Origin of the sequence: Streptomyces tauricus (genome assembly GCF_014650955.1) — a bacterium.
Taxonomy (GTDB): Bacteria; Actinomycetota; Actinomycetes; order Streptomycetales; family Streptomycetaceae; genus Streptomyces; species Streptomyces tauricus.
The window spans coordinates 172,616-194,217 of record NZ_BMVY01000014.1; the positions used below are offsets into that span (position 1 = coordinate 172,616).

The following is a 21,602-nucleotide window of genomic DNA, read 5'->3' on the forward strand; positions in this document are numbered from 1 at the left end:
TTTGATCGGGTTAGGGATGGGGAGTCCGGCGTGAAGAAGACCTCGACCCGGCTGGCCGACGGTCGTGAGCTCATCTACTACGACTCGCGCGACGACACCGTGCGCGACGCGGTGGACCGGCGCCCGCTCGATCGGACGGTCACCACTTCGGAGGTACGGCGCGACCCGCTGCTCGGTGACGCGGTGGCCATCGCCTCGCACCGCCAGGGCCGCATCTACCACCCGCCGGCCGACGAATGTCCGCTGTGCCCGTCCCAGGGCGACCGGCTGAGCGAGATCCCGGACTCCTCGTACGACGTCGCGGTGTTCGAGAACCGCTTCCCGTCGCTGGCCGGGGACTCCGGGCGGTGCGAGGTCGTCTGCTTCACCTCGAACCACGACGCGTCCTTCGCCGATCTGACCGAGGAACAGGCGGCTCTGGTCCTGGACGCGTGGACCGACCGTACGGCAGAGCTGTCCCATCTCCCCTCCGTGGAGCAGGTGTTCTGTTTCGAGAACCGCGGCGCCGAGATCGGTGTGACCCTCGGCCACCCGCACGGGCAGATCTACGCCTACCCGTTCACGACGCCTCGAACGGCTTTGATGCTGCGCTCGCTGGCCGCGCACAAGGAGGCGACGGGCGGGGAGAATCTCTTCGACGCCGTGCTGGAGCGGGAACTCGCCGACGAGCGGGTCGTCCTGGAGACCGAGCACTGGGTGGCCTTCGTGCCGTACTCGGCGCACTGGCCGTACGAGGTGCACCTGTACCCCCGCCACCGCGTGCCCGATCTGCTGGGCCTGGACGAGGGGGCGCGCACAGAGTTCCCCCAGGTCTATCTGGAACTGTTGAGGCGCTTCGACCGGATCTTCGGCGAAGGTGAGCCTCCGACGCCGTACATCTCGGCCTGGCACCAGGCGCCGTTCGGCACGCTGGAGGAGTTCGACGGAGTGGTGCGTGAGGACTTCGCGCTCCACCTCGAGCTTTTCACCATCCGCCGCACTTCCGGCAAGCTGAAGTTCCTCGCGGGTTCCGAGTCCGGCATGAACGTGTTCATCAACGACGTGCCGCCGGAGACCGCGGCCCAGCGACTGCGAGAGGTAGCGAGTTCATGAGTGGGAAGTACCTGGTCACCGGCGGTGCGGGCTATGTGGGAAGCGTGGTCGCCCAGCACCTGCTGGAGGCGGGCCACGAGGTGACCGTCCTCGACAACCTCTCCACCGGCTTCCGCGCGGGCGTCCCGGCCGGGGCCGCCTTCGTCGAGGGCGACATCCGCGACGCCGCCAAGTGGCTGGACTCCTCGTACGACGCGGTGCTGCACTTCGCCGCGTTCTCGCAGGTCGGCGAGTCGGTCGTGAAGCCCGAGAAGTACTGGGACAACAACGTCGGCGGCACGATGGCGCTGCTCGCCGCGATGCGTGAGACGGGCGTGCGCAGGCTGGTCTTCTCCTCCACGGCGGCGACGTACGGCGAGCCGGAGACGACCCCGATCACCGAGTCCGCGCCGACGTCCCCGACGAACCCGTACGGCGCCTCGAAGCTGGCCGTCGACCACATGATCACGGGCGAGGCCGCCGCGCACGGGCTCGCCGCCGTCTCGCTGCGCTACTTCAACGTGGCGGGCGCGTACGGGTCCTGCGGTGAGCGGCACGACCCCGAGTCGCACCTCATCCCGCTCGTCCTCCAGGTCGCCCAGGGCCGCCGCGAGGCCATCTCGGTCTACGGCGACGACTACCCGACGCCGGACGGCACCTGCGTCCGCGACTACATCCACGTGGCCGACCTCGCGGAGGCGCACCTCCTGGCGGTCGCCGCCGCGCAGCCGGGCGAGCACCTGATCTGCAACCTCGGCAACGGCAACGGCTTCTCGGTCCGCGAGGTGATCGAGACCGTCCGCAAGGTGACCGGACACCCGATCCCCGAGGTCGCGGCCCCGCGCCGGGCCGGCGACCCGGCGGTCCTCGTCGCCTCGGCGGCCACGGCCCGTGAACGGCTCGGCTGGAACCCGTCCCGCGCGGATCTCGCGGGAATCGTCGCGGACGCGTGGGAGTTCGCACAGCGCAACGATGTGAAGGCGGAGGGGCACTAGTGGGGGCAGAGGAAGCGGTTCAGCAGGTCCGCGGCGGCTTCGAGAAGCTGTACGGGACCGCTCCCGAGGGGATCTGGGCAGCGCCCGGCCGGGTCAACCTGATCGGTGAGTACACCGACTTCAACGAGGGCTTCGTCATGCCGCTCGCGCTGCCGCACACCGCGGTGGCGGCGGTCTCGCGCCGTGACGACGGTGTCCTGCGCCTGCACTCGGCCGACATCGAGGGCCCGGTCGTCGAACTGCACGTCGACGACCTCGCCCCGCTGACGAACACCAGCTGGGCGGCCTACCTGGCCGGTGTCGTCTGGGTCCTGCGCTCGGCGGGGCACGCCGTCACGGGCGCGGACATCCACCTCGCCTCGACCGTCCCGACGGGCGCGGGCCTGTCCTCCTCGGCCGCGCTGGAGGTGGTGACGGCCCTGGCCCTGAACGACCTGTACGAACTCGGCCTCACCGGGCCCGAGCTGGCCCGGGTCGCCCAGCGCGCCGAGAACGACTTCGTGGGCGTGCCCTGCGGAATCATGGACCAGACCGCGTCCGCGTGCTGCACGGAGGGCAACGCCCTCCACCTCGACTGCCGCGACCTGTCCATCCGCCAGGTCCCCTTCGACCTGCCGTCGCAGGGCCTGCAACTCCTCGTCGTCGACAGCCGCGTCAAGCACGCGCTGGGCGACGGGGCGTACGCGGAGCGGCGGGAGGGCTGCGAGGAGGGTGCGCGGCAGCTGGGCGTCCCGTTCCTGCGCGACCTGGCGTACGAGGACCTGGACGCGGCGCTGGCCCGCCTCTCGGACGAGCGGGTGCGTCGCTACGTACGCCATGTGGTCTCTGACGACCACCGGGTCGAGCAGGTCATCGCCCTGCTCGACGCGGGCGACATCCGGGCGATCGGCCCCGTCCTGACGGCCGGCCACGCCTCGCTCCGCGACGACCTCCGCATCTCCTGCCCGGAGCTGGACCTCGCCGTCGCTACGGCGAACCAGGCGGGCGCGCTGGGCGCGCGGATGACGGGCGGCGGCTTCGGCGGCTCGGCCGTCGTCCTGGTCGAGTCGGCGGACGCGGACACGGTCACGAAGGCGGTGGAGGAGGCGTTCGCGACGGCGGGATACACGGCGCCGCGCGTCTTCCCGGCGGTCCCGTCGGAAGGCGCCCGCCGGGTGGCCTGACGCGCTTGGCCCTCGCCCCCGCCGCCCCTTCCCGTTCCCGTCCACGTCTCGGGGGCCAGCCCCCGAACCCCCGCTCCTCAAACGCCGGAGGGGCTGAGATGTCGCCGGACCGGCGGATATCTTTCAGCCCGTCCGGCGTTTGAGGACAACGGGGGCGAGAAAAGGTCCCGTTAGAGCAGGCGCTTTGTCAGGGTGTACTCCGTGATCCCCGGGGGGTAGTCCGGGATCGCGCACACCACCTCGTAGCCCTGCTTCCGGTAGAAGTCCGGCGCCTGGAAGTCCCACGTCTCCAGGCGCACACCCCGGCACCCCCGCGACGAACGAGCCAGATTCTCCGCCCGGGACAGCAGGTGCGAACCGAGTCCGGCTCCGCGGTGGCGTCCGTCGACCCAGAGATAGGCGACATGCAGCCAAGTCGCCCACGTGTGCCCCACCAACCCGCCCGCGACCGAGCCCCCCGCGTCCAACGCCCACACCTGGAGCGGAACTTCCCGTTCACCAGGGGTTCCGTGCAGAGAACGCAACTTCGGCGAAGCCGCGAGATTCGCCTCCCGTAGTCGAGACCGCAGGAATTGGCTACGCTCTTTGTCGACTTCTGTCTCAATACGAAACATACGGCTCACCATAAACGCGTCGGCCAATCAGTTCTGCAAATCACCTTCCGCTCCTGCCGCACGGCCTTACTCTGATGAGCAGCACCGGTGGGGGCCGGTGCCGATCAGGGGGCGAGACAGTCGGGTACGACGCCCGAAGTGGGGGTAGCAGTTTCAGCACGGCGGCGGCCGTGCGACTGCGGCACCCCGTTTTCCGGGCCGACAGGAGGCTCGGGAACACCTCGGGCGCCGTACCTGCGCCGGTCCGTCCCCCGACCAGTGGGGGTTTCTGTGGTTCGCATCCGTGTTCTGGTCGTCGACGACCATCGTATTTTCGCCGAGTCGCTCGCCGCCGCCCTGGCCGCCGAGCCCGATGTCGACGTCTCCGCGGCGGGCAGTGGCCCGGCCGCGCTGCGCTGCCTGGAGCGGGCGGTCGCCGAGGGTCGCAGGTTCGATGTGCTGCTCGTCGACGCCGACCTCGGTGGCAACGTGCCGGGGGTTCGCCCGGCCGTGCCCGTGCACGACAACAACGAAGAGGGCCTGGTCGACGGCATCTCGCTGGTGGCCGGCGTCCGTTCGGGCCAGCCCGGTGTCCGTACGGTCGTACTCGCCGAGAAGGACGATCCGCGTCGTGCGGCTCTCGCCCTCCAGGCGGGCGCCTCGGGCTGGGTGGCCAAGGACTGCTCGCTGTCCCGGCTGCTGACCGTCATCCGGGGGGTGTTGCGGGACGAGACCCATCTGCCGCCCGCCCTCCTCACCGGCGTGCTGCGTGAACTGACCGCCGCCCGCAAGCACCGCACCGAGAGCGAGCGGCTGGTGGAGTCGTTGACGCCGCGCGAGCGCGAGGTGCTGCGCTGCATGGTGGCCGGGCTGGGGCGCAAGGCGGTCGCCGAGCGGCTGTTCCTCTCCCCGCACACGGTCCGCACGCATATGCAGAACGTGCTGGGGAAGCTGGGCGTGCACTCGACCCTCGCGGCCGTGGCGCTCGCCCGCCGGGCCGGGGTCGGTCCGGTGGACCTAGCCGGGGATGTTGTCGAACGGGGCGGTCAGCTGGCGTAGCAGCCCGGCCAGTTCGCCGCGCTGGGCCCGGCTGAGTTCCGCGAGGATCGCCCGCTCCTGGTCGAGGAGTCCGGCGAGTGCCTGGTCGGCGCGGTCGCGGCCCTCCTCGGTGAGGCGCACGAGCACGCCCCGGCGGTCGCTGGGGTCGGGGAGCCGCTCGACCAGGCCCTTCTTCGCGAGCCGGTCGATACGGTTCGTCATCGTGCCCGAGGTGACGAGGGTCTGGGTGAGCAGCTGTCCGGGGGAGAGCTGGTACGGGGCTCCCGCGCGCCTCAGTGAGGTGAGCACGTCGAACTCCCAGGGCTCCAGGGCGTGCTCGGCGAACGCGATGCGCCGTGCGCGGTCCAGATGCCGCGCGAGCCTGCTCACACGGCTGAGTACTTCGAGTGGTTCCACGTCGAGGTCGGGGCGCTCCCGGCGCCATGCTGCGACCAGCCGATCGACCTCGTCCTCCATGGCGATCAGTGTAGTGGTTGTGTCGATGTGGAGTCTCTTGATGTGAAGTATCTTGACGACGAGAGAGTTGCGGTGTGAGGGTGGAGGTCGGCTCGTCCTGACTCCTAGGAGGCACCCGATGTCCGCCACCACCACTCCCACCTGGGATCCGGGGCAGTACCTGCGTCACGCCGGGCACCGCGCCCGGCCCTTCGCCGAGCTGCTCGGCCGCGTGCCCGCCCTGCCCGGCGAACCGGCCCGTATCGCCGACCTGGGCTGCGGACCCGGCAACGTCACGGTCCAGCTCGTCGAGCGGTGGCCGGGCGCGTACGTCACCGGCTACGACAACTCCGCGGAGATGCTGGCCCGGACCGAGGAGCACGCGGGGCCGACAGCCGGTGGCGGTCGCCTGGACTTCGGCCACGCGGACCTCACGGAGTGGGCGCCCACGGAGACGTACGACCTGATCGTCTCGAACGCCGCGCTGCAGTGGGTGCCGGGGCATCTGGAGGCGTTCGGTTCCTGGCTCGACGCGGTGGCGCCGGGCGGCACGTTCGCCTTCCAGGTGCCGAACAACATCGACGCGCCCCTGCACACCCTGATGCGCGAACTCGCCGCCTCCGCCCGGTGGAAGGGCCGTCTCGCCGGAGTCCTTCGCGGCGAGGACTCCGTCCACGCGCCGCTCGTCTACCTGGACCGGCTGGCGCGGCTCGGATGCGAGGTGGATATGTGGGAGACGACCTACATGCAGCTTCTGCAGGGCGAGGACGCCGTTCTCGACTGGTCCAAGGGGACCGGGATGCGGCCGGCTCTCACAGCTCTCGCCGACGACCCGGAAGCCGCGGACGCCTTCACCGCCGAGTACCGCGACCTCCTCCGCGCCGCGTACCCGACGGCCCCGTACGGCACGGTCCTGCCGTTCCGGCGGCTGTTCGCGGTGGCGCGGAAGGCTGTGTGAGCGGATGCTGACGGCGGTGGATCACGTGCAGCTCGCCGCGCCGCCGGGGGCCGAGGAGGCGCTGCGCGCGTACTACGCCGGCGTCCTGGGAATGACGGAGATCCCCAAGCCGCCCGTGCTCGCGCGGCGCGGAGGCTGTTGGTTCAGCGCGGGAGCCGTGCAACTGCACCTGGGGATCGACCCCGACTTCCGCCCCGCGAAGAAGGCGCACCCGGGGCTGCGGGTCACGGACATCGAGGCGTACGCGACCCGCCTCGCCGCCCGCGGGGCCCCGGTGACCTGGGACACCGAACTGCCGGGGCACCGCCGCTTCTACTCCGAGGACCCCGTGGGCAACCGGCTGGAGTTCCTGGAGCCCGCCCCCGGGGTGTAGCCCGCGGCGCTAGCTCTTGCGGCGCCCTATCAGCCGAGGCTTCGCCTCCAGGCCGTCCAAACCGTGCCAGGCCAGGTTGACCAGATGGGCCGCCACCTCCGCCTTCTTGGGGCGGCGGACGTCCAGCCACCACTGGCCGGTGAGGGCGACCATGCCCACCAGGGCCTGGGCGTAGAGGGGGGCCAGTTTGGGGTCGAAGCCCCGGCGCTTGAACTCGCGGCCCAGGATGTCCTCCACCTGCGTGGCGATGTCCGAGATCAGGGACGCGAAGCTGCCCGTCGACTGGGGGATGGGGGAGTCGCGGACCAGGATGCGGAAGCCGTCCGTGTACTCCTCGATGTAGTCGAGGAGGGCGAACGCCGCCTGCTCGCACAGTTCGCGGGGGTGGCCTGCCGTGAGGGAGCTGGTCACGCCGTCCAGGAGGCGGCGCATCTCGCGGTCCACCACCACCGCGTACAGGCCCTCCTTGCCGCCGAAGTGCTCGTAGACGACCGGCTTGGAGACGCCTGCCTTCGCCGCGATCTCCTCCACCGACGTCGCCTCGAAGCCCTTCTGGGCGAAGAGGGTGCGGCCGATCTCCAGCAACTGGGCCCGCCGCTCCGCCCCGGTCATCCGGGTGCGGCGGGCGCGCCGCGGCTTTTCATTGCTGGGTGTGCTGGAGTCGGCCACGCCGTCAATCATGCCGCCTCGGCAGTCTCCGCCTTGCGCCGAGCACCCTTTCCGTCCGGGTTCCGGCGGGAATCGATACGCGAGCGTGACGGCCAGCGCACGTCGTACGCCCAGCCGAAGCGCTCGAACCAGCGGATCAGCCGGGCCGAGGAGTCCACCTGGCCGCGCTCCACGCCGTGCCGCGCGGAGGTCGGGTCCGCGTGGTGCAGGTTGTGCCAGGACTCGCCGCAGGACAGGACGGCCAGCCACCACACGTTGCCCGAGCGGTCACGTGACTTGAAGGGGCGCTTGCCCACCGCGTGGCAGATCGAGTTGATCGACCAGGTCACGTGGTGCAGCAGCGCCACCCGGACCAGGGAACCCCAGAAGAAGCCCGTGAACGCGCCCCACCAGGACATCGTGACCAGACCGCCGATCAGCGCGGGGAGCGCGATGGACAGGCCCGCCCAGAGAAGGAACTGACGGGAGATCGTGCGCAGTGCCTTGTCCTTGATCAGGTCCGGTGCGTACTTCTCCTGCGGGGTCTGCTCCTCGTCGAACATCCAGGCGATGTGCGCCCACCACAGCCCCTTCAGCAGGGCCGGGACCGTCTCACCGAAGCGCCACGGCGAGTGGGGGTCGCCCTCGGCGTCGGAGAACTTGTGGTGCCTGCGGTGGTCGGCCACCCAGCGCACCAGCGGCCCCTCGACCGCCATGGAGCCGGCGATGGCGAGCGCGATGCGCAGCGGGCGCTTCGCCTTGAAGGAACCGTGCGTGAAGTACCGGTGGAACCCGATCGTGATCCCGTGGCAGCCCAGGTAGTAGAAGAACACCAGCAGGCCGAGGTCCAGCCAGCTCACGCCCCAGCCCCAGGCCAGCGGAACGCACGCGAGGACTGCCAGGAACGGCACGATGATGAAGAGGAGAAGGGTGATCTGCTCGATCGAGCGCTTCTGCTCGCCGCCCAGCGTGGCGGAGGGGACGGGGGAGTCGTCGCGCGCCTTCGGGGCGTCATCGATCACGTCGGAACTTGTGGTCATGGGGGCGTCCCCTGTGGGGTCGAGGAGGGTGAGTGTGGCCGGTAACCGCGTCCGTGGATAGCCGGAAACAGCGCCTACGGTTCCGTAACCTACGGCGTCGTAAGTATGGCAGCGCGTTGCTCCGGGGCAAGAGCCCGAGAGACTGCGCGTCCGGATGGACACCTATCCTTGGTCTCGGTCGGACAGCGCGGTCCGCTCTGTTTCATTCCCGTATGCCCAGCCGCTGATGCGGCGCTTGCCGCCTCGGGCTGACGGGTTCCCCTCCAGACGAGCTTCAACACTGCAAGGAGCCGCACCTGTGAGCAGTGCCGACGACCAGAACACGACAACCGGCAGTGAACTGCGCGCCGACATCCGCCGCCTCGGAGATCTGCTGGGCGAGACCCTCGTACGGCAGGAGGGACCCGAGCTGCTGGAGCTGGTCGAGAAGGTCCGCCGCCTCACCCGGGAGGACGGCGAAGCCGCCGCCGAGCTGCTGCGCGGCACCGAACTGGAGACCGCGGCCAAGCTGGTACGCGCCTTCTCCACCTACTTCCATCTGGCCAACGTCACCGAGCAGGTGCACCGCGGCCGCGAGCTGCGGGCCCGGCGTGCCGCCGAGGGCGGACTCCTCGCCCGGACGGCCGACCGGCTCAAGGACGCCGACCCCGACCACCTGCGCGCCAGCGTCAAGAACCTCAACGTCCGCCCCGTCTTCACCGCGCACCCCACCGAGGCGGCCAGACGCTCGGTCCTCAACAAGCTGCGTCGCATCGCCGCCCTGCTGGAGACCCCGGTCATCGAAGCCGACCGGCGCCGCTACGACACCCGTCTGGCCGAGAACATCGACCTGGTCTGGCAGACGGACGAGCTGCGGGTCGTGCGCCCCGAACCGGCCGACGAGGCCCGCAACGCGATCTACTACCTGGACGAGCTGCACGCCGGCGCCGTCGGGGACGTCCTCGAAGACCTCACCGCCGAACTGGAGCGCGTCGGCGTCCAACTGCCCGAGGAGACCCGCCCCCTCACCTTCGGCACCTGGATCGGCGGCGACCGCGACGGCAACCCGAACGTGACCCCGCAGGTCACCTGGGACGTCCTCATCCTCCAGCACGAGCACGGCATCAACGACGCGCTGGAACTGATCGACGAGCTGCGCCACTTCCTCTCCAACTCCATCCGCTACACCGGCGCCACCGAGGAACTGCTCTCCTCCCTCCAGGACGACCTGGAGCGGCTGCCCGAGATCAGCCCCCGCTACAAGCGCCTGAACGCCGAGGAGCCCTACCGGCTCAAGGCCACCTGCATCCGGCAGAAGCTGGAGAACACCAAGCTGCGCCTGGCCAAGGGCATCCCGCACGAGGCCGGCCGCGACTACCTCGGCACCGCCGAGCTGCTGCAGGACCTCACGCTCATCCAGACCTCCCTGCGCGAGCACCGCGGCGCCCTGTTCGCCGACGGCCGCATGAACCGTACGATCCGCACGCTCGCCGCCTTCGGCCTCCAGCTCGCCACCATGGACGTACGCGAGCACGCGGACGCCCACCACCACGCGCTCGGGCAGCTCTTCGACCGGCTCGGTGAGGAGTCCTGGCGCTACGAGGACATGCCGCGCGAGTACCGGCACAAGCTCCTCGCGAAGGAGCTGCGCTCGCGTCGGCCGCTCGGCCCGACCCCGGCGCCGCTCGACGCCGCGGGCGCCAAGACCCTCGGTGTCTTCGAGACCGTCAAGAAGGCCCTCAGGGTCTTCGGGCCCGAGGTCATCGAGTCGTACATCATCTCGATGTGCCAGGGCGCCGACGACGTGTTCGCCGCCGCCGTGCTGGCCCGCGAGGCCGGACTCCTCGACCTGCACGCCGGCTGGGCGAAGATCGGCATCGTGCCGCTCCTGGAGACGACCGACGAGCTCAAGGCCGCCGACACCATCCTTGAGGACATGCTGTCCGACCCGTCCTACCGGCGGCTCGTGGCCCTGCGCGGCGATGTCCAGGAGGTCATGCTCGGGTACTCCGACTCCTCGAAGTTCGGCGGCATCACGACGAGTCAGTGGGAGATCCACCGCGCCCAGCGACGGCTGCGCGACGTCGCCCACCGGTACGGCGTACGGCTGCGGCTCTTCCACGGCCGCGGCGGCACCGTCGGCCGAGGCGGCGGCCCCTCGCACGACGCGATCCTCGCCCAGCCCTGGGGCACCCTGGAAGGCGAGATCAAGGTCACCGAGCAGGGCGAGGTCATCTCCGACAAGTACCTCGTGCCGTCGCTGGCCCGGGAGAACCTCGAACTGACCGTCGCGGCCACCCTCCAGGCGTCCGCGCTGCACACCGCGCCCCGCCAGTCCGACGAGGCGCTCGCCCGCTGGGACGCGGCCATGGACGTCGTCTCGGAGGCCGCCGAGGCCGCCTACCGCCGGCTGGTCGAGGACCCGGACCTGCCGACGTACTTCCTCGCCTCCACGCCGGTCGACCAGCTCGCCGACCTGCACCTGGGCTCGCGGCCCTCCCGCCGCCCCGGCTCGGGCGTCTCGCTCGACGGCCTGCGCGCCATCCCGTGGGTGTTCGGCTGGACCCAGTCGCGGCAGATCGTGCCCGGCTGGTTCGGCGTCGGCGCCGGCCTCAAGGCGCTGCGCGAGGCCGGGCTCGACAGCGTCCTGGACGAGATGCACGAGCAGTGGCACTTCTTCCGCAACTTCATCTCCAACGTCGAGATGACGCTCGCCAAGACGGACCTGCGGATCGCCGGCCACTACGTCGACACGCTCGTCCCCGACGAGCTCAAGCACGTGTTCGACGTCATCCAGGCCGAGCACGAGCTGACCGTCCGCGAGGTGCTGCGCGTCACCGGTGAGGCCGAACTCCTCGACGCCCACCCGGTGCTCAAGCAGACCTTCACCATCCGCGACGCCTACCTGGACCCGATCTCGTATCTCCAGGTGGCCCTTCTCAAGCGGCAGCGCGACGCCGCCGCGGCCGGCTCCGAGCCGGACCCGCTGCTGTCCCGCGCCCTGCTCCTGACGGTCAACGGTGTGGCGGCGGGTCTGCGCAACACCGGCTGACCCGCGGAGACACGGAAGGGGGCCGGGCGGCCGTCACGACCGCCCGGCCCCCTTCCGCATGTCCGGAGCGCCATGTCCGGAGCGCCATGTCTAGAGCGCCAGGAACGCGGCCGTCACCAGCGTCAGGCCCGCGCCGCCGAGCACCCAGCCCAGCCGGGTCCTGCCCAGACCGCCCGCCACCACCACCGAGGCGAGCATCAGCGCGCCGCCCAGCGGCACCCAGGCGTAGAGCAGACCGCCGGTGCCCGCGCGGACGACCTCGTCGGTGCCGGGCTTCACCACGACCGTGTACGTGCGGCCCTTCTCCACGGCCACCTCGCTGTCGAGGACGACCCGGTCCCGGGCGGTGGAACCCTGCGACGCGGGCCGGTACGAGCCCGTGCAGTGGTCGTCCGCGCACTGGGTGACCGTCATCGTGCCGCGTTCACGGCCCTTGGTGAGCATCACGTGCTGGGCGGTGCCCCAGGAGGCCCACACGCCCGCGATCAGGATCAGCACCGCGACCGTACCCATCGCCGCGAACTGCCCGAACCGCAGCGCCGTGGCCGCTTTCGGGCGGGAGGCGCGGGAATGGGAATGGGCGGGCATGGCGGCGATCCTTGGCCATGGCCGTGCGGTCGGTCAACTCCGACGGGGCTCAGGCAGCGGTCGAGTACCGCAATGTCATGAGTTGTACGTCGACTGCGCCCGCTCCAGGCCCTCGATGACCAGGGCCTCCACCGCGTCCGCGGCCCGGTCCACGAAGTAGTCCAGTTCCTTGCGCTCGGTCGAGGAGAAGTCCTTCAGTACGAAATCGGCCACCTGCATACGTCCCGGGGGGCGCCCGATGCCGAAGCGGACCCGGTGGTACTCCGGACCCATCGCCTTCGTCATCGACTTCAGGCCGTTGTGGCCGTTGTCGCCGCCGCCCAGCTTCAGCCGCAGCACGCCGTAGTCGATGTCCAGCTCGTCGTGGACGGCCACGATGTTGGCCGTCGGCACCTTGTAGAAGTCCCGCAGGCCCGTCACCGGGCCGCCCGACAGGTTCATGTACGACATCGGCTTCGCCAGGATCACCCGGCGGTTCAGCGGACCGGGCGGGCCGATGCGGCCCTCGATCACCTGGGCCTGCGCCTTGCCCGCCCGCTTGAACTTGCCGCCGATCCGCCCGGCGAGAAGGTCGGCCACCATGAAGCCCACGTTGTGGCGGTTCATGGCGTACTCGGGGCCGGGGTTTCCGAGCCCCACGATCAGCCAGGGGGCGCCTGGTTCCGTGGTCACGTCCGTCACTCCCATGGGTCCTTGACCGGCTGCACCGGTGCGGTTCGGGGATACGCGTCGGCCGCCGCCCCCTCAGGAGCGGCGGCCGGCGAACAGTGATCCGGTGCGGGATCAGGCCTCGGTGGACTCGGCGGCCGAGTCGTCCGCGGGCTCCTCCGACTGGGCGGCCAGGACCTGCAGCACGACCGCGTCCTCGTCGATGGCCAGCGTGGTGCCCTCGGGCAGCGTGATGTCCTTCGCGAGGATGGACGCGCCGGCCTCAAGGCCCTCGATGGAGACGGTGACCGACTCGGGGATGTGCGTGGCCTCGGCCTCGACCGTCAGGGTGCTGAGGACGTGCTCCAGCAGGAACGCGCCGGGGGCCAGGTCGCCCTCGGTGTGCACGTAGACCTCGACGTTGACCTTCTCGCCGCTCTTCACGAGAAGCAGGTCGACGTGCTCCAGGAAGCCCTTGATGGCGTCACGCTGGACGGCCTTCGGGATCGCGAGCTGGGTCTTGCCCTCGATGTCCAGGGTCAGCAGGACGTTCGGGGTACGCAGGGCGAGCTGCAGCTCGTGGCCCGGCAGCGTGATGTGGACCGGCTCGCCACCGTGGCCGTACACGACGGCGGGAACCTTGTTCTCACGGCGGATGCGGCGCGCGGCGCCCTTGCCGAACTCGCTGCGGGACTCGGCGGCGATCTTGACCTCGGACATGCTCACTCCTCGTAGTACAGGTAAGCCAGGGAAGGGAGTCACCCGGCCGAACCATCGGCCTGCTACGAAGAGCGCGTCGATAACGGACCGCCGCACCAAAGAGTGCGGCCTCCCTCGCCGAGCAACTGTGACAGCTTACGTCGCGGGGAGGCCGTACAAGAAATCGATCTAGGTGGGCCTGTGACTACTCGTCGAAGAGGCTCGTCACCGAGCCGTCCTCGAAGACCTCGCGGACCGCGTTCGCGATCGTCGGGGCGATCGACAGGACCGTGATCTTGTCGAGCTCCAGCTCACCCGGGGTGGGCAGGGTGTCCGTGAAGACGAACTCGCTGACCTTCGAGTTCTTCAGACGGTCCGCCGCCGGACCCGACAGCACACCGTGCGTCGCGGTCACGATGACGTCCTCCGCGCCGTGCGCGAACAGCGCGTCCGCCGCGGCGCAGATCGTGCCACCGGTGTCGATCATGTCGTCGACCAGGACGCAGACCCGGCCCTCGACATCACCGACGACCTCGTGCACGGTCACCTGGTTCGCGACGTCCTTGTCACGGCGCTTGTGGACGATCGCCAGCGGGGCGCCGAGGCGGTCGCACCAGCGGTCGGCCACCCGCACCCGGCCGGCGTCCGGGGACACGACTGTGAGCTTCGAGCGGTCCACCTTGTGGCCCACGTAGTCCGCGAGCAGCGGGAGGGCGAACAGATGATCCACGGGACCGTCGAAGAAGCCCTGGATCTGGTCGGTGTGCAGATCGACCGTCAGGAGGCGGTCCGCACCGGCCGTCTTCATCATGTCGGCGACCAGACGCGCCGAGATCGGTTCACGCCCACGGTGCTTCTTGTCCTGGCGCGCGTAACCGTAGAACGGCATGATCACGGTGATGCTCCGGGCGGAGGCCCGCTTCAGAGCGTCGATCATGATCAGCTGTTCCATGATCCACTTGTTGATCGGCGCGGTGTGGCTCTGGATCAGGAAGCAGTCGGCGCCGCGGGCCGACTCCTCGTAGCGGACGTAGATCTCACCGTTGGCGAAATCGAAGGCCTTCGTCGGAACGACCCCGACACCCAACTGGTGGGCGACCTCCTCGGCAAGCTCGGGGTGGGCGCGGCCGGAGAAGAACATCATCTTCTTCTCGCCGGTCGTCTTGATCCCGGTCACAGCACTGTCTCCTCAGAGGTGTCTCAGCTGGATGTCGAGATGAGTTGAGTTCTCAGGCGCGGTCTCAGCTGGATGTGCGGGTGTGCATCTATCACGGTAGCCCGAGTCAGACCCGACCTTTTCCGGTCAGCTTTCGCCGCCGGCCTCCCGGGATGTCGCCTCCGCCGCCTTCGCGGCCGCGCTGCCCGGACGCTTGCGGGCCACCCAGCCCTCGATATTCCGCTGCTGGCCACGGGCCACGGCCAGCGAACCGGGCGGTACGTCCTTCGTGATCACGGAGCCGGCCGCGGTGTAGGCACCGTCCCCGATGGTGACAGGAGCCACAAACATGTTGTCCGAACCCGTCTTGCAGTGCGAGCCCACCGTCGTGTGGTGCTTGGCCTCGCCGTCGTAGTTCACGAAGACGCTGGCGGCACCGATGTTCGAGTACTCGCCGATCGTCGCGTCGCCCACGTAGGAGAGGTGCGGGATCTTCGTGCCCTCGCCGACGGTGGCGTTCTTCGTCTCCACATACGTACCCACCTTGGCCTTCAGACCGAGGCGGGTGCCGGGGCGGAGATACGCGAAGGGACCCACGTTCGCCTGGGGGCCGATCTCCGCGCCGTTCGAGACGGTGTTGTCGACGCGGGCGCCCGCGCCCACCGTGGTGTCGTTCAGGCGGGTGTTGGGGCCGACCTCGGCGCCCTCGCCCAGGTGCGTGGCGCCCTGGAGCTGGGTGCCCGGGTGCACGATCGCGTCCTGCTCGAAGGTGACGGTGACGTCGACCCACGTCGAGGCAGGGTCGACGACGGTCACGCCGGCGAGCATCGCGTCCCGCAGCAGACGGTCGTTGAGGATGCGGCGGGCCTCCGCGAGCTGCACTCGGTTGTTGATGCCGGCGATCTCGTGGTGGTCGTCCGCCACGGCGGCGCCCACGCGGTGCCCGGCCTCCCGGAGGATGCCGAGGACGTCCGTGAGGTACTCCTCGCCCTGGCTGTTGTCGGTGCGGACCTTGCCGAGCGCGTCCGCGAGGAGCTGCCCGTCGAACGCGAAGACCCCGGAGTTGATCTCACGGATCGCGCGCTGGGAGTCGGAGGCGTCCTTGTGCTCGACGATCGCCGTCACGGCGCCCGAGGCGCTGTCGCGGACGATCCGGCCGTAACCGGTGGCGTCCGGCACCTCGGCGGTCAGCACGGTGACCGCGTTGCCGTCGCCCGTGTGGGTCGCGGCGAGCTTGCGGAGGGTCGCGCCGGTGAGGAGGGGGGTGTCGCCGCAGACGACCACGACGGTGCCGTCGACGACGCCGCCCAGCTCCTCCAGGCCCATCCGTACGGCGTGCCCCGTGCCGTTCTGCTCGGCCTGTACGGCGGTCCGGACGCCCGGCGCGGTTCCGGCCAGGTGATCGGTGACCTTCTCGCGGGCGTGACCCACGACGACGACCAGGTTCTCGGGATCCAACTCGCCCGCCGCGGCGAGCACATGGCCGACCAGGGAACGGCCGCAGAGCTCGTGCAGGACCTTGGGTGTGGCCGACTTCATACGGGTGCCCTCACCCGCCGCGAGAACGACGACGGCTGCGGGTGGGGTCTCCCCTGCTCCGGAGCCGAGAGCTTGGGGAAGGTTGGCGCTCACGGATATGCCTTTCGGCTACTGGTGTCTGGGGTGCGGACATCCGCAGGATACCGGGGCGTTTCAGGAGCGACATGAGAGCGGGCCCTGACAGTGCTGTCAGGGCCCGGACGTCCACAGCTCCCCCGCCAGGACTTGAACCCGGACAGATGGCACCAAAAGCCACAGTGCTGCCAATTACACCACGGGGGATGGAATCGACTGAAGCCGGACATATGGTCGGCCGTCGAGTTGGCACCCAACACTATGCCGTACCAAGGCCCTTCGATGCGACGGTACGGATCGGCACACGAAGGACGTGTGGATCACGCGCCCGGCGTCGAACGGCTGACGATTCAGCAGTTCGAGGGATTCCGGTCTGTTTCGCTTCTGTTCGATTACGGGGAGTGGTGTAGGCCAGTCCGGGAAACTCACCGGAAAAGGGGCGGGGCGCGACCGTAGGCTGGAGTCATGACCACGACGGGGGAAGACCACACCGCGGCCTTGGCGGGGCCGTGGTGGTGGGCGAGGTGGCGCAGCGCGGTGCTCGACGGGGGACTCGCGCTGGTGTCGTCCGTGGAGTGCGCGATAGAGGGATTTCCGTTCGCGGGGGCGGCGGGGGTACCGGTCCCCGTGGGGATGCTGTTCGGGGCCGTCGCGGGGGCGATGCTGCTGTTCCGGCGGCGCTGGCCCATCGCCGTCGTACTGGTGTCGATCGCGATCACACCGGCCCAGATGGGGTTCCTGATGGGGCTCGTCGGGCTCTACACGCTGGCGGCGTCCGAGTTGCCGAGGCGGATCATCGGGGCGCTGGCCGGGATGTCGATGGTGGGGATGCTCATCGTCACCTATGTGCGGGCGCACCAGGGGATGGTGCGCGGGGATGTGGCGCTGGGGGACTGGTTCGTGCCCTTCGTGTCGATCACGACCTCGCTCGGGATGACGGCCCCGCCGGTACTGCTCGGGCTGTACGTGGGGGCGCGGCGGCGGCTGATGGAGAGTCTGCGGGAGCGGGCCGACTCCCTGGAGCGGGAGTTGCAGCTGCTGGCGGAGCGGGCCGAGGAGCGCGCGGAGTGGGCGCGCAACGAGGAGCGGACCCGGATCGCCCGTGAGATGCACGACGTGGTCGCGCACCGGGTGAGTCTGATGGTGGTGCACGCGGCGGCGTTGCAGGCGGTGGCCCGCAAGGATCCCGAGAAGGCCGTGAAGAACGCCTCTCTGGTGGGCGACATGGGCCGGCAGGCGCTGACGGAACTGCGGGAGATGCTGGGCGTCCTGCGGACGGGGGACGGGTCGGCGCGGGGCGCGCGGTACGGCTCCGCGCCGGTGCAGACCGTGCCGCTGGCGGCCGTGGGGGCCGCCGCTGCCGCCGCTGCCGCCGCGTCCCGGGCCGCCGAGGAGGAGTCGGGCGACGGCCCCTGTCTGGACGACCTCGACGAGCTGGTGGGGCAGTCCGCCGCCGCGGGGATGGTCGTCGATCTCTCCGTGGAGGGGGAGACCCGGGTGTACGCGGCGATGGTGGAGCAGACCGCGTACCGCGTGGTGCAGGAGGCGTTGACGAACGTCCACAAGCACGCCGCGGGGGCGAAGACCCGGGTGCGGCTGGCACACCGGGGCGCGGAGATCGCGATGCAGGTGGAGAACGGCCCGCCGCCGGAGCCGGGGGCCGCCTCCGACGCCCGGCTGCCCAGTGGGGGGAACGGCCTGCTGGGGATGAAGGAGCGGGTCGTCGGGCTCGGCGGGGTGTTCGTGTCGGGGCCGACGGACGCGGGCGGCTTCCGGGTGTCGGCGGTCATCCCGGCCGAGGGCTGAGGCGGGGTTCACCGGTGCCGCTGCCGACATCGCTGTCGGCGTCTCCTGGGGGCCGGTTCAGCCGACGGTCAGGCGTACCGGTTCGCGGCCCGCGATGAGGGTGGCCAGGGCCTGGTCGATGTCGGCGCCGAGGTACCAGTCGCCCGTGTGGTCCAGGGTGTAGACGCGGCCCTCCGTGTCGATGGCGAGCAGGGCTCCGCTGTCGGTCTCCTCGCCGAGCGGGGCGACCTCCGTGTCCAGGGCTCTGCCGAGGTCGGCGAGGGTGCGGGCCATGTGGAGGCCGTGCAGGGGATCCAGGTGCAGCGGGGACGAGGCGATCTGGCGTCCCGCCTCGGCCGTGCTGACGCGCAGCCCGCCGAACTCCGCCCATGCCTCCACCGCCGCCGGGAACACGGCATGGCGGTGCCCCGCGGGGGACTCGTGGCTGCGCAGGGCGTCGGCCCAGAACTCGGCCTGCTTTATGTCCCAGCGGCCCGGTTGCCATCCGGCGTCGCGCAGCGAGGCGTCGACCTGGACGGAGAAGCGGGTGGTCGAGGTGGCGGCGGTGCGGTCGGTGTGCATCTGCCCTTCGCGATCGGTCTGAGCTGCCGTGTGGTGGTCCGGCCGGCTGCTTCTGGTGGCGTCGGCGGCGCCTTCGTGCGGGTGGGAGGCCGCTGTCGGTGGTGGGGCCCTGTCAGTTCTCCTGGGCGGTCGGGTCGACGATGCGTACGCCGAAGTGGGCGCTGAGCGCGGTGCAGGCGCGGCAGGGATGCGCGAAGCTGCCGTGCAGCGGGTCGCCGTCCTCGCGGATGCGGCGGGCGGTGAGTTTGGCCTGCTTGAGGGATTTCCTGGCCTCGCCGTTGGTCATGGGTTTCCGGCTGGCCCGTTTCGAGCGCTCCGCGTCGGCGGTGGCGAGGTGACGGGAGATGAGGATCGCCTCGGCGCAGCGGCCGGTGAACCGGTCGCGCTGGCCGCTGGTGAGGGTGTCGAGGAAGTCCCGTACGAGGGGGTGCAGCGGTGGCGGCTGGTCACCGCGGCCCGCGGTGCCGGTGAGGGTCGCGCCCCGTACGGAGAGCGCGGCGGCGATGGTCGGGAGTATGCCGTCGCGCCGGTGCCGGAGCACCGGGACGGCGGGCGCGCCGGTGCTGCTCCAGCCGACCCGCGGATCCCCCGACGTACCCGTCTGCGTTGCGCTCATCGTCCTGTTTCCTCCCCTTAATGCATCCCCCGGTGCTCCGACAGAGTGCCAAACTCCGTGGCCGGTGCGGAAGCTGGGGCGGTGCGACACGCGCGGTCTTCGTCGTACCGTCACGGCCCGATGACGGCAGGTCACGGAACCGGAGGACCCTTGGCCGGTATGGAACAGGAGGCCCGGTGACCGGTGTCGTTCCACCGCATAGGCTGTCGACATCCGCGATCCTTCATCACGCCGCAGGGGGCAACCGCCATGACGACAGGTCGGCTCGGGCAACAAGCCGCGCCGCCGAACGCGGCCTATGCCGGGCAGGTCGTGCACTTCCCGGATCCGGTGCGGGCGGCACGTCACCCGAGAGGGGTACGTGTTGACGAGGTCGGTTACCCCGACTTCTCGTTCTATGCGCGTGCGGCCGCGGAGATCGCCGAACCGCCCGAGGGGTTCGGTGTCGACGAACTGCGGCTGACCGACTACGTGTCGGCGAACGCGGCCCTGGCGGCTTCCGGACATGATCTGTGGGACACGATCCCGGCGGTGGCCACTCCGCACGGCTGGACGTGGCACCACGTGCCGCGCACGCGCCGGCTGGAGCTGGTGCCGGTCGAGGTGAAGGCGTTGCTGCGGCATCACGGCGGTCTGGCCACCGCGGTGGTCGACCAGGACAAGCGGGGCACCCGGCCGTTGCAGGAGACCCGCCCCGCGCACTTCGGGCTGCCGAAGGCGGCGGTCGCCGTGACCGAGCAGCAGGTGCAGGGCGTCGAGGAGGATCTCGGCTACCGGCTGCCCGGGGCGTACCGTTCCTTCCTGAAGGCCGCCGGCGGGTGTGCGCCGGTGGGGGCCGCGCTGGACGCGGAGCTGGGGCTGCTGGTCGACCAGCCGTTCTTCACCGTGCGGGACGAGGCGGCCGTCAACGACCTCGTCTACGTCAACAAGTGCCTGCGGGACCATCTCACCAAGGACTACCTGGGAGTCGGCTTCGTCCAGGGCGGGTTGCTCGCGGTGAAGGTGAAGGGCGAGCGGATCGGCTCGGTCTGGTTCTGCGCGTTCGACGACGCCCGTGACCAGGACGAGTGGCCGCCCGCGGAGCGCGTACAGCGGCTCCTGCTGCCCTGTGGTGACGACTTCGATCAGTTCCTGTCCCGGCTCGCGGGCAATCCGCCCGAGCTGGAGACGGTGGCGAACCTGATGGTGGACGGCGGTTTCGCGCGGGCGGTGCCGGTGTCCGCCGTTTCTTCGGTGGGGGAGTGAGCGTCCGATGGTGACCTTCGCGCAGGCGCAGGAGCGCGCCGAGGAGTGGATCAACGCAGACGTGCCCGGCTACCAGCACCGCGAGGTGCGGGTCCGGGAGTTCGAACTCGGCTTCGTCGTCTGGGCGGAGGACCGGGCCGAGGGCCCGCGCTCCGACGGCGGCGCCCAGCGGCTCGTCATCGCGCGTGACAGCGGGGAGGCCACCCTGTGGCCCTCGCTGCCGGTGGGCGAGGTGATCCGCCGGTACGAGGAGGAGTACGGCGTGTCGGCGGCGGCGCCCGAGCCGGCGCCCGCGCCGCCCGCCCGGGTGGACCTCAACCAGACGTCGTTCCTGCTGACTCCGCCGGAGTGGCTGCAGGAGGCGGCGGACCGGATGGGGATCCCGGACCGCCGGGACGGTACGTCGGGCGGGGCGCCGGGCCGGCCGTCGGACGGCGCCGGGTCGCGGCCCGCCGCCGAGATCAGCGACGCGGTTCCCTCCGCTCATGGCGCTCATGGCGATCGGTCCGGGTCTCCGGTCGATGCCGTTCCTCCGTCCGACGCGATTCCCGCGGCGCCTGCCGCCCCTGCCGCGCCTGCCGTCCCTGCCGCGCAGGGCGGGGCCGGTGGTTCCGCGGGCTCCGTGGGTGCGCTGCCCGAGACCCTGCCGGGGCCGCCCGCCGGTTCGCCGGCGCCCGCCGCTCCGAGCGGTGGTACGGCGTGGCCCGCCGCCGGGGGTGCGTCCGATGTCGCCGCGGTGCCCGCCGACGCGACTCCGTGGGCCGGTACCGACACCAACGCCGAGGCGGGGGACGACCGTTCCGTGCCGCTGCCGGCGACGGTGTACGCGCCCCAGATCCGCGATGTCGGGCCCGGTGGTACGCCGCCTCCGCCCGAGGCCGCCCCCGAGGCCAGGACCAAGCTGATCTCCGGCGGCAGCCAGCTGCCGCGCACGAGTGTCGCGCCCGCCCTCGACGATCCGGCACCGCCGCCGTTCCCGCAGGGGCCGGGCGGGCAGGGGACCGCGCCGCAGGGTGCGGGTGGTGTGTCCGGTGCGGCCAGTGCTTCCGGTGCTTCCGGGGCTGCGTCGGCCGGGCCCTCTTCGTACGGCCATTCGCAGAACGCCGGGCCGGGTACGCCGCCTCCGGGGCCGCCCTCGTACGGCTATCCGCAGGGTGCTCCGCAGCCGCCCGCCGGCGACGTTCCGCGGCAGCCGCCCGCCCCGAGTGCGCCGGGCCGGCCGTTGCCGCCGGGCGCCGGTGACATCGCGGACGCGGCGACCAGCAAGGCGCAGGGTCCGCCGCGTGGCGCGCGGGGCGCGAAC

21 protein-coding genes and 1 tRNA gene are annotated in these 21,602 nt (G+C 70.9%); 10 read left to right on the top strand and 12 right to left on the bottom strand.

Annotated elements, in window-relative coordinates:
• The first annotated feature begins 30 nt into the window (after positions 1-30).
• Genes galT through galK form a run of 3 tightly spaced genes read left to right on the top strand, consistent with a single transcriptional unit; the run spans position 31 to position 3,229 of the window.
• The gene (galT, locus tag IE278_RS22520; RefSeq protein WP_189775037.1) at positions 31-1,092 is read left to right on the top strand and encodes a galactose-1-phosphate uridylyltransferase; all 1,062 of its coding nucleotides are present in this window, start codon (positions 31-33) and stop codon (positions 1,090-1,092) included.
• Positions 1,089-2,066: a UDP-glucose 4-epimerase GalE gene (gene galE / locus IE278_RS22525; RefSeq protein WP_189775039.1), complete on the top strand. Its 978-nt coding sequence runs from the start codon at positions 1,089-1,091 to the stop codon at positions 2,064-2,066. The genes galT and galE overlap by 4 nt, the downstream gene beginning before the upstream one ends.
• Complete coding sequence (gene galK / locus IE278_RS22530) at positions 2,066-3,229, top strand: galactokinase (RefSeq protein ID WP_189775041.1); 1,164 nt, start codon at positions 2,066-2,068, stop codon at positions 3,227-3,229. Before galE ends, galK begins: the two co-directional genes overlap by 1 nt.
• A 170-nt stretch (positions 3,230-3,399) precedes the next feature.
• Here the strand turns inward: galK and IE278_RS22535 are convergent, their stop codons facing one another.
• Positions 3,400-3,855 carry a GNAT family N-acetyltransferase gene (locus tag IE278_RS22535; protein ID WP_189775070.1) on the bottom strand — a complete coding sequence of 152 codons (456 nt, stop codon included), beginning with the start codon at positions 3,853-3,855 and terminating at the stop codon, positions 3,400-3,402.
• Positions 3,856-4,113: 258 nt separating this feature from the next.
• Between IE278_RS22535 and IE278_RS22540 the strand changes: the two genes are divergently transcribed.
• Positions 4,114-4,881, top strand: a complete 768-nt coding sequence (locus tag IE278_RS22540) for a LuxR C-terminal-related transcriptional regulator (protein WP_107015605.1) — start codon at positions 4,114-4,116, stop codon at positions 4,879-4,881.
• Here the strand turns inward: IE278_RS22540 and IE278_RS22545 are convergent.
• Positions 4,840-5,337, bottom strand: coding sequence for a MarR family winged helix-turn-helix transcriptional regulator (locus IE278_RS22545; protein ID WP_189775043.1), 498 nt, complete (start codon positions 5,335-5,337; stop codon positions 4,840-4,842). The genes IE278_RS22540 and IE278_RS22545 overlap by 42 nt on opposite strands.
• A gap of 118 nt (positions 5,338-5,455) precedes the next feature.
• Between IE278_RS22545 and IE278_RS22550 the strand changes: the two genes are divergently transcribed.
• Both IE278_RS22550 and IE278_RS22555 read left to right on the top strand, forming a co-directional pair.
• Positions 5,456-6,274: a trans-aconitate 2-methyltransferase gene (locus tag IE278_RS22550; RefSeq protein WP_189775044.1), complete on the top strand. Its 819-nt coding sequence runs from the start codon at positions 5,456-5,458 to the stop codon at positions 6,272-6,274.
• Positions 6,275-6,278: 4 nt separating this feature from the next.
• Positions 6,279-6,647, top strand: coding sequence for a VOC family protein (locus tag IE278_RS22555; RefSeq protein ID WP_189775045.1), 369 nt, complete (start codon positions 6,279-6,281; stop codon positions 6,645-6,647).
• Between the two features lie 9 nt (positions 6,648-6,656).
• Here IE278_RS22555 and IE278_RS22560 read toward each other — a convergent pair whose 3' ends face one another.
• Together IE278_RS22560 and IE278_RS22565 are read right to left on the bottom strand one after the other, a co-directional pair.
• Positions 6,657-7,328: a TetR/AcrR family transcriptional regulator gene (locus tag IE278_RS22560; protein WP_055617961.1), complete on the bottom strand. Its 672-nt coding sequence runs from the start codon at positions 7,326-7,328 to the stop codon at positions 6,657-6,659.
• Complete coding sequence (locus tag IE278_RS22565) at positions 7,325-8,335, bottom strand: acyl-CoA desaturase (protein WP_189775046.1); 1,011 nt, start codon at positions 8,333-8,335, stop codon at positions 7,325-7,327. Before IE278_RS22565 ends, IE278_RS22560 begins: the two co-directional genes overlap by 4 nt.
• Positions 8,336-8,633: 298 nt before the next feature.
• Here IE278_RS22565 and ppc point away from each other — a divergent pair, with 298 nt between their 5' ends.
• Positions 8,634-11,366, top strand: coding sequence for a phosphoenolpyruvate carboxylase (gene ppc, locus IE278_RS22570; RefSeq protein WP_189775047.1), 2,733 nt, complete (start codon positions 8,634-8,636; stop codon positions 11,364-11,366).
• A gap of 90 nt (positions 11,367-11,456) precedes the next feature.
• On the opposite strand, the gene IE278_RS22575 is transcribed toward ppc, so the two are convergent.
• The 6 genes from IE278_RS22575 to IE278_RS22600 all read right to left on the bottom strand — a co-directional run bounded on the left by IE278_RS22575 (position 11,457) and on the right by IE278_RS22600 (position 16,278).
• The gene (locus IE278_RS22575) at positions 11,457-11,954 is read right to left on the bottom strand and encodes a hypothetical protein (protein ID WP_189775048.1); all 498 of its coding nucleotides are present in this window, start codon (positions 11,952-11,954) and stop codon (positions 11,457-11,459) included.
• A gap of 75 nt (positions 11,955-12,029) precedes the next feature.
• Positions 12,030-12,641, bottom strand: a complete 612-nt coding sequence (gene pth, locus IE278_RS22580) for an aminoacyl-tRNA hydrolase (RefSeq protein WP_189775049.1) — start codon at positions 12,639-12,641, stop codon at positions 12,030-12,032.
• A 96-nt stretch (positions 12,642-12,737) separates the two neighbouring features.
• Positions 12,738-13,322 (bottom strand): 50S ribosomal protein L25/general stress protein Ctc, encoded by a 585-nt coding sequence (locus IE278_RS22585; RefSeq protein WP_189775050.1) that lies wholly within the window; start codon positions 13,320-13,322, stop codon positions 12,738-12,740.
• A gap of 184 nt (positions 13,323-13,506) precedes the next feature.
• Positions 13,507-14,478 (bottom strand): ribose-phosphate diphosphokinase, encoded by a 972-nt coding sequence (locus IE278_RS22590; RefSeq protein WP_189775051.1) that lies wholly within the window; start codon positions 14,476-14,478, stop codon positions 13,507-13,509.
• 126 nt (positions 14,479-14,604) lie between these two features.
• Positions 14,605-16,089 carry a bifunctional UDP-N-acetylglucosamine diphosphorylase/glucosamine-1-phosphate N-acetyltransferase GlmU gene (glmU, locus tag IE278_RS22595; protein WP_189775052.1) on the bottom strand — a complete coding sequence of 495 codons (1,485 nt, stop codon included), beginning with the start codon at positions 16,087-16,089 and terminating at the stop codon, positions 14,605-14,607.
• A 117-nt stretch (positions 16,090-16,206) separates the two neighbouring features.
• Positions 16,207-16,278: transfer RNA gene (locus tag IE278_RS22600), tRNA-Gln, on the bottom strand.
• 258 nt (positions 16,279-16,536) lie between these two features.
• On the opposite strand from IE278_RS22600, the gene IE278_RS22605 reads away from it, so the two are divergent.
• Complete coding sequence (locus IE278_RS22605; RefSeq protein ID WP_189775053.1) at positions 16,537-17,877, top strand: sensor histidine kinase; 1,341 nt, start codon at positions 16,537-16,539, stop codon at positions 17,875-17,877.
• Positions 17,878-17,934: 57 nt separating this feature from the next.
• Here the strand turns inward: IE278_RS22605 and IE278_RS22610 are convergent, their stop codons facing one another.
• Together IE278_RS22610 and IE278_RS22615 are read right to left on the bottom strand one after the other, a co-directional pair.
• Positions 17,935-18,438, bottom strand: a complete 504-nt coding sequence (locus IE278_RS22610) for an SUKH-3 domain-containing protein (protein WP_189775054.1) — start codon at positions 18,436-18,438, stop codon at positions 17,935-17,937.
• A 112-nt stretch (positions 18,439-18,550) separates the two neighbouring features.
• Entirely contained in the window at positions 18,551-19,054 is a 504-nt protein-coding gene (locus tag IE278_RS22615; protein ID WP_189775055.1) for a YwqJ-related putative deaminase, read from the bottom strand.
• Positions 19,055-19,303: 249 nt separating this feature from the next.
• On the opposite strand from IE278_RS22615, the gene IE278_RS22620 reads away from it, so the two are divergent.
• Both IE278_RS22620 and IE278_RS22625 read left to right on the top strand, forming a co-directional pair.
• A complete protein-coding gene (locus IE278_RS22620) occupies positions 19,304-20,299 on the top strand; it encodes an SMI1/KNR4 family protein (protein ID WP_189775056.1) in 996 nt (331 codons plus the stop codon).
• A 7-nt stretch (positions 20,300-20,306) separates the two neighbouring features.
• Positions 20,307-21,602 (top strand): SUKH-4 family immunity protein (locus IE278_RS22625; RefSeq protein WP_506417401.1); only part of this gene is annotated, 1,296 nt, incomplete at its 3' end.

Bases quoted from the DNA above. Each gene is read 5' to 3' on its own strand.
- IE278_RS22555 (WP_189775045.1), top strand. From the start codon at position 6,279: ATGCTGACGGCGGTGGATCACGTGCAGCTCGCCGCGCCGCCGGGGGCC.
- IE278_RS22615 (WP_189775055.1), bottom strand. From the start codon at position 19,054: ATGAGCGCAACGCAGACGGGTACGTCGGGGGATCCGCGGGTCGGCTGG.
- IE278_RS22560 (WP_055617961.1), bottom strand. From the start codon at position 7,328: ATGATTGACGGCGTGGCCGACTCCAGCACACCCAGCAATGAAAAGCCG.
- IE278_RS22605 (WP_189775053.1), top strand. From the start codon at position 16,537: ATGACCACGACGGGGGAAGACCACACCGCGGCCTTGGCGGGGCCGTGG.
- IE278_RS22545 (WP_189775043.1), bottom strand. From the start codon at position 5,337: ATGGAGGACGAGGTCGATCGGCTGGTCGCAGCATGGCGCCGGGAGCGC.
- galE (WP_189775039.1), top strand. From the start codon at position 1,089: ATGAGTGGGAAGTACCTGGTCACCGGCGGTGCGGGCTATGTGGGAAGC.
- IE278_RS22565 (WP_189775046.1), bottom strand. From the start codon at position 8,335: ATGACCACAAGTTCCGACGTGATCGATGACGCCCCGAAGGCGCGCGAC.
- IE278_RS22620 (WP_189775056.1), top strand. From the start codon at position 19,304: ATGACGACAGGTCGGCTCGGGCAACAAGCCGCGCCGCCGAACGCGGCC.
- IE278_RS22610 (WP_189775054.1), bottom strand. From the start codon at position 18,438: ATGCACACCGACCGCACCGCCGCCACCTCGACCACCCGCTTCTCCGTC.
- IE278_RS22575 (WP_189775048.1), bottom strand. From the start codon at position 11,954: ATGCCCGCCCATTCCCATTCCCGCGCCTCCCGCCCGAAAGCGGCCACG.
- IE278_RS22585 (WP_189775050.1), bottom strand. From the start codon at position 13,322: ATGTCCGAGGTCAAGATCGCCGCCGAGTCCCGCAGCGAGTTCGGCAAG.
- pth (WP_189775049.1), bottom strand. From the start codon at position 12,641: ATGGGAGTGACGGACGTGACCACGGAACCAGGCGCCCCCTGGCTGATC.
- IE278_RS22535 (WP_189775070.1), bottom strand. From the start codon at position 3,855: ATGGTGAGCCGTATGTTTCGTATTGAGACAGAAGTCGACAAAGAGCGT.
- IE278_RS22550 (WP_189775044.1), top strand. From the start codon at position 5,456: ATGTCCGCCACCACCACTCCCACCTGGGATCCGGGGCAGTACCTGCGT.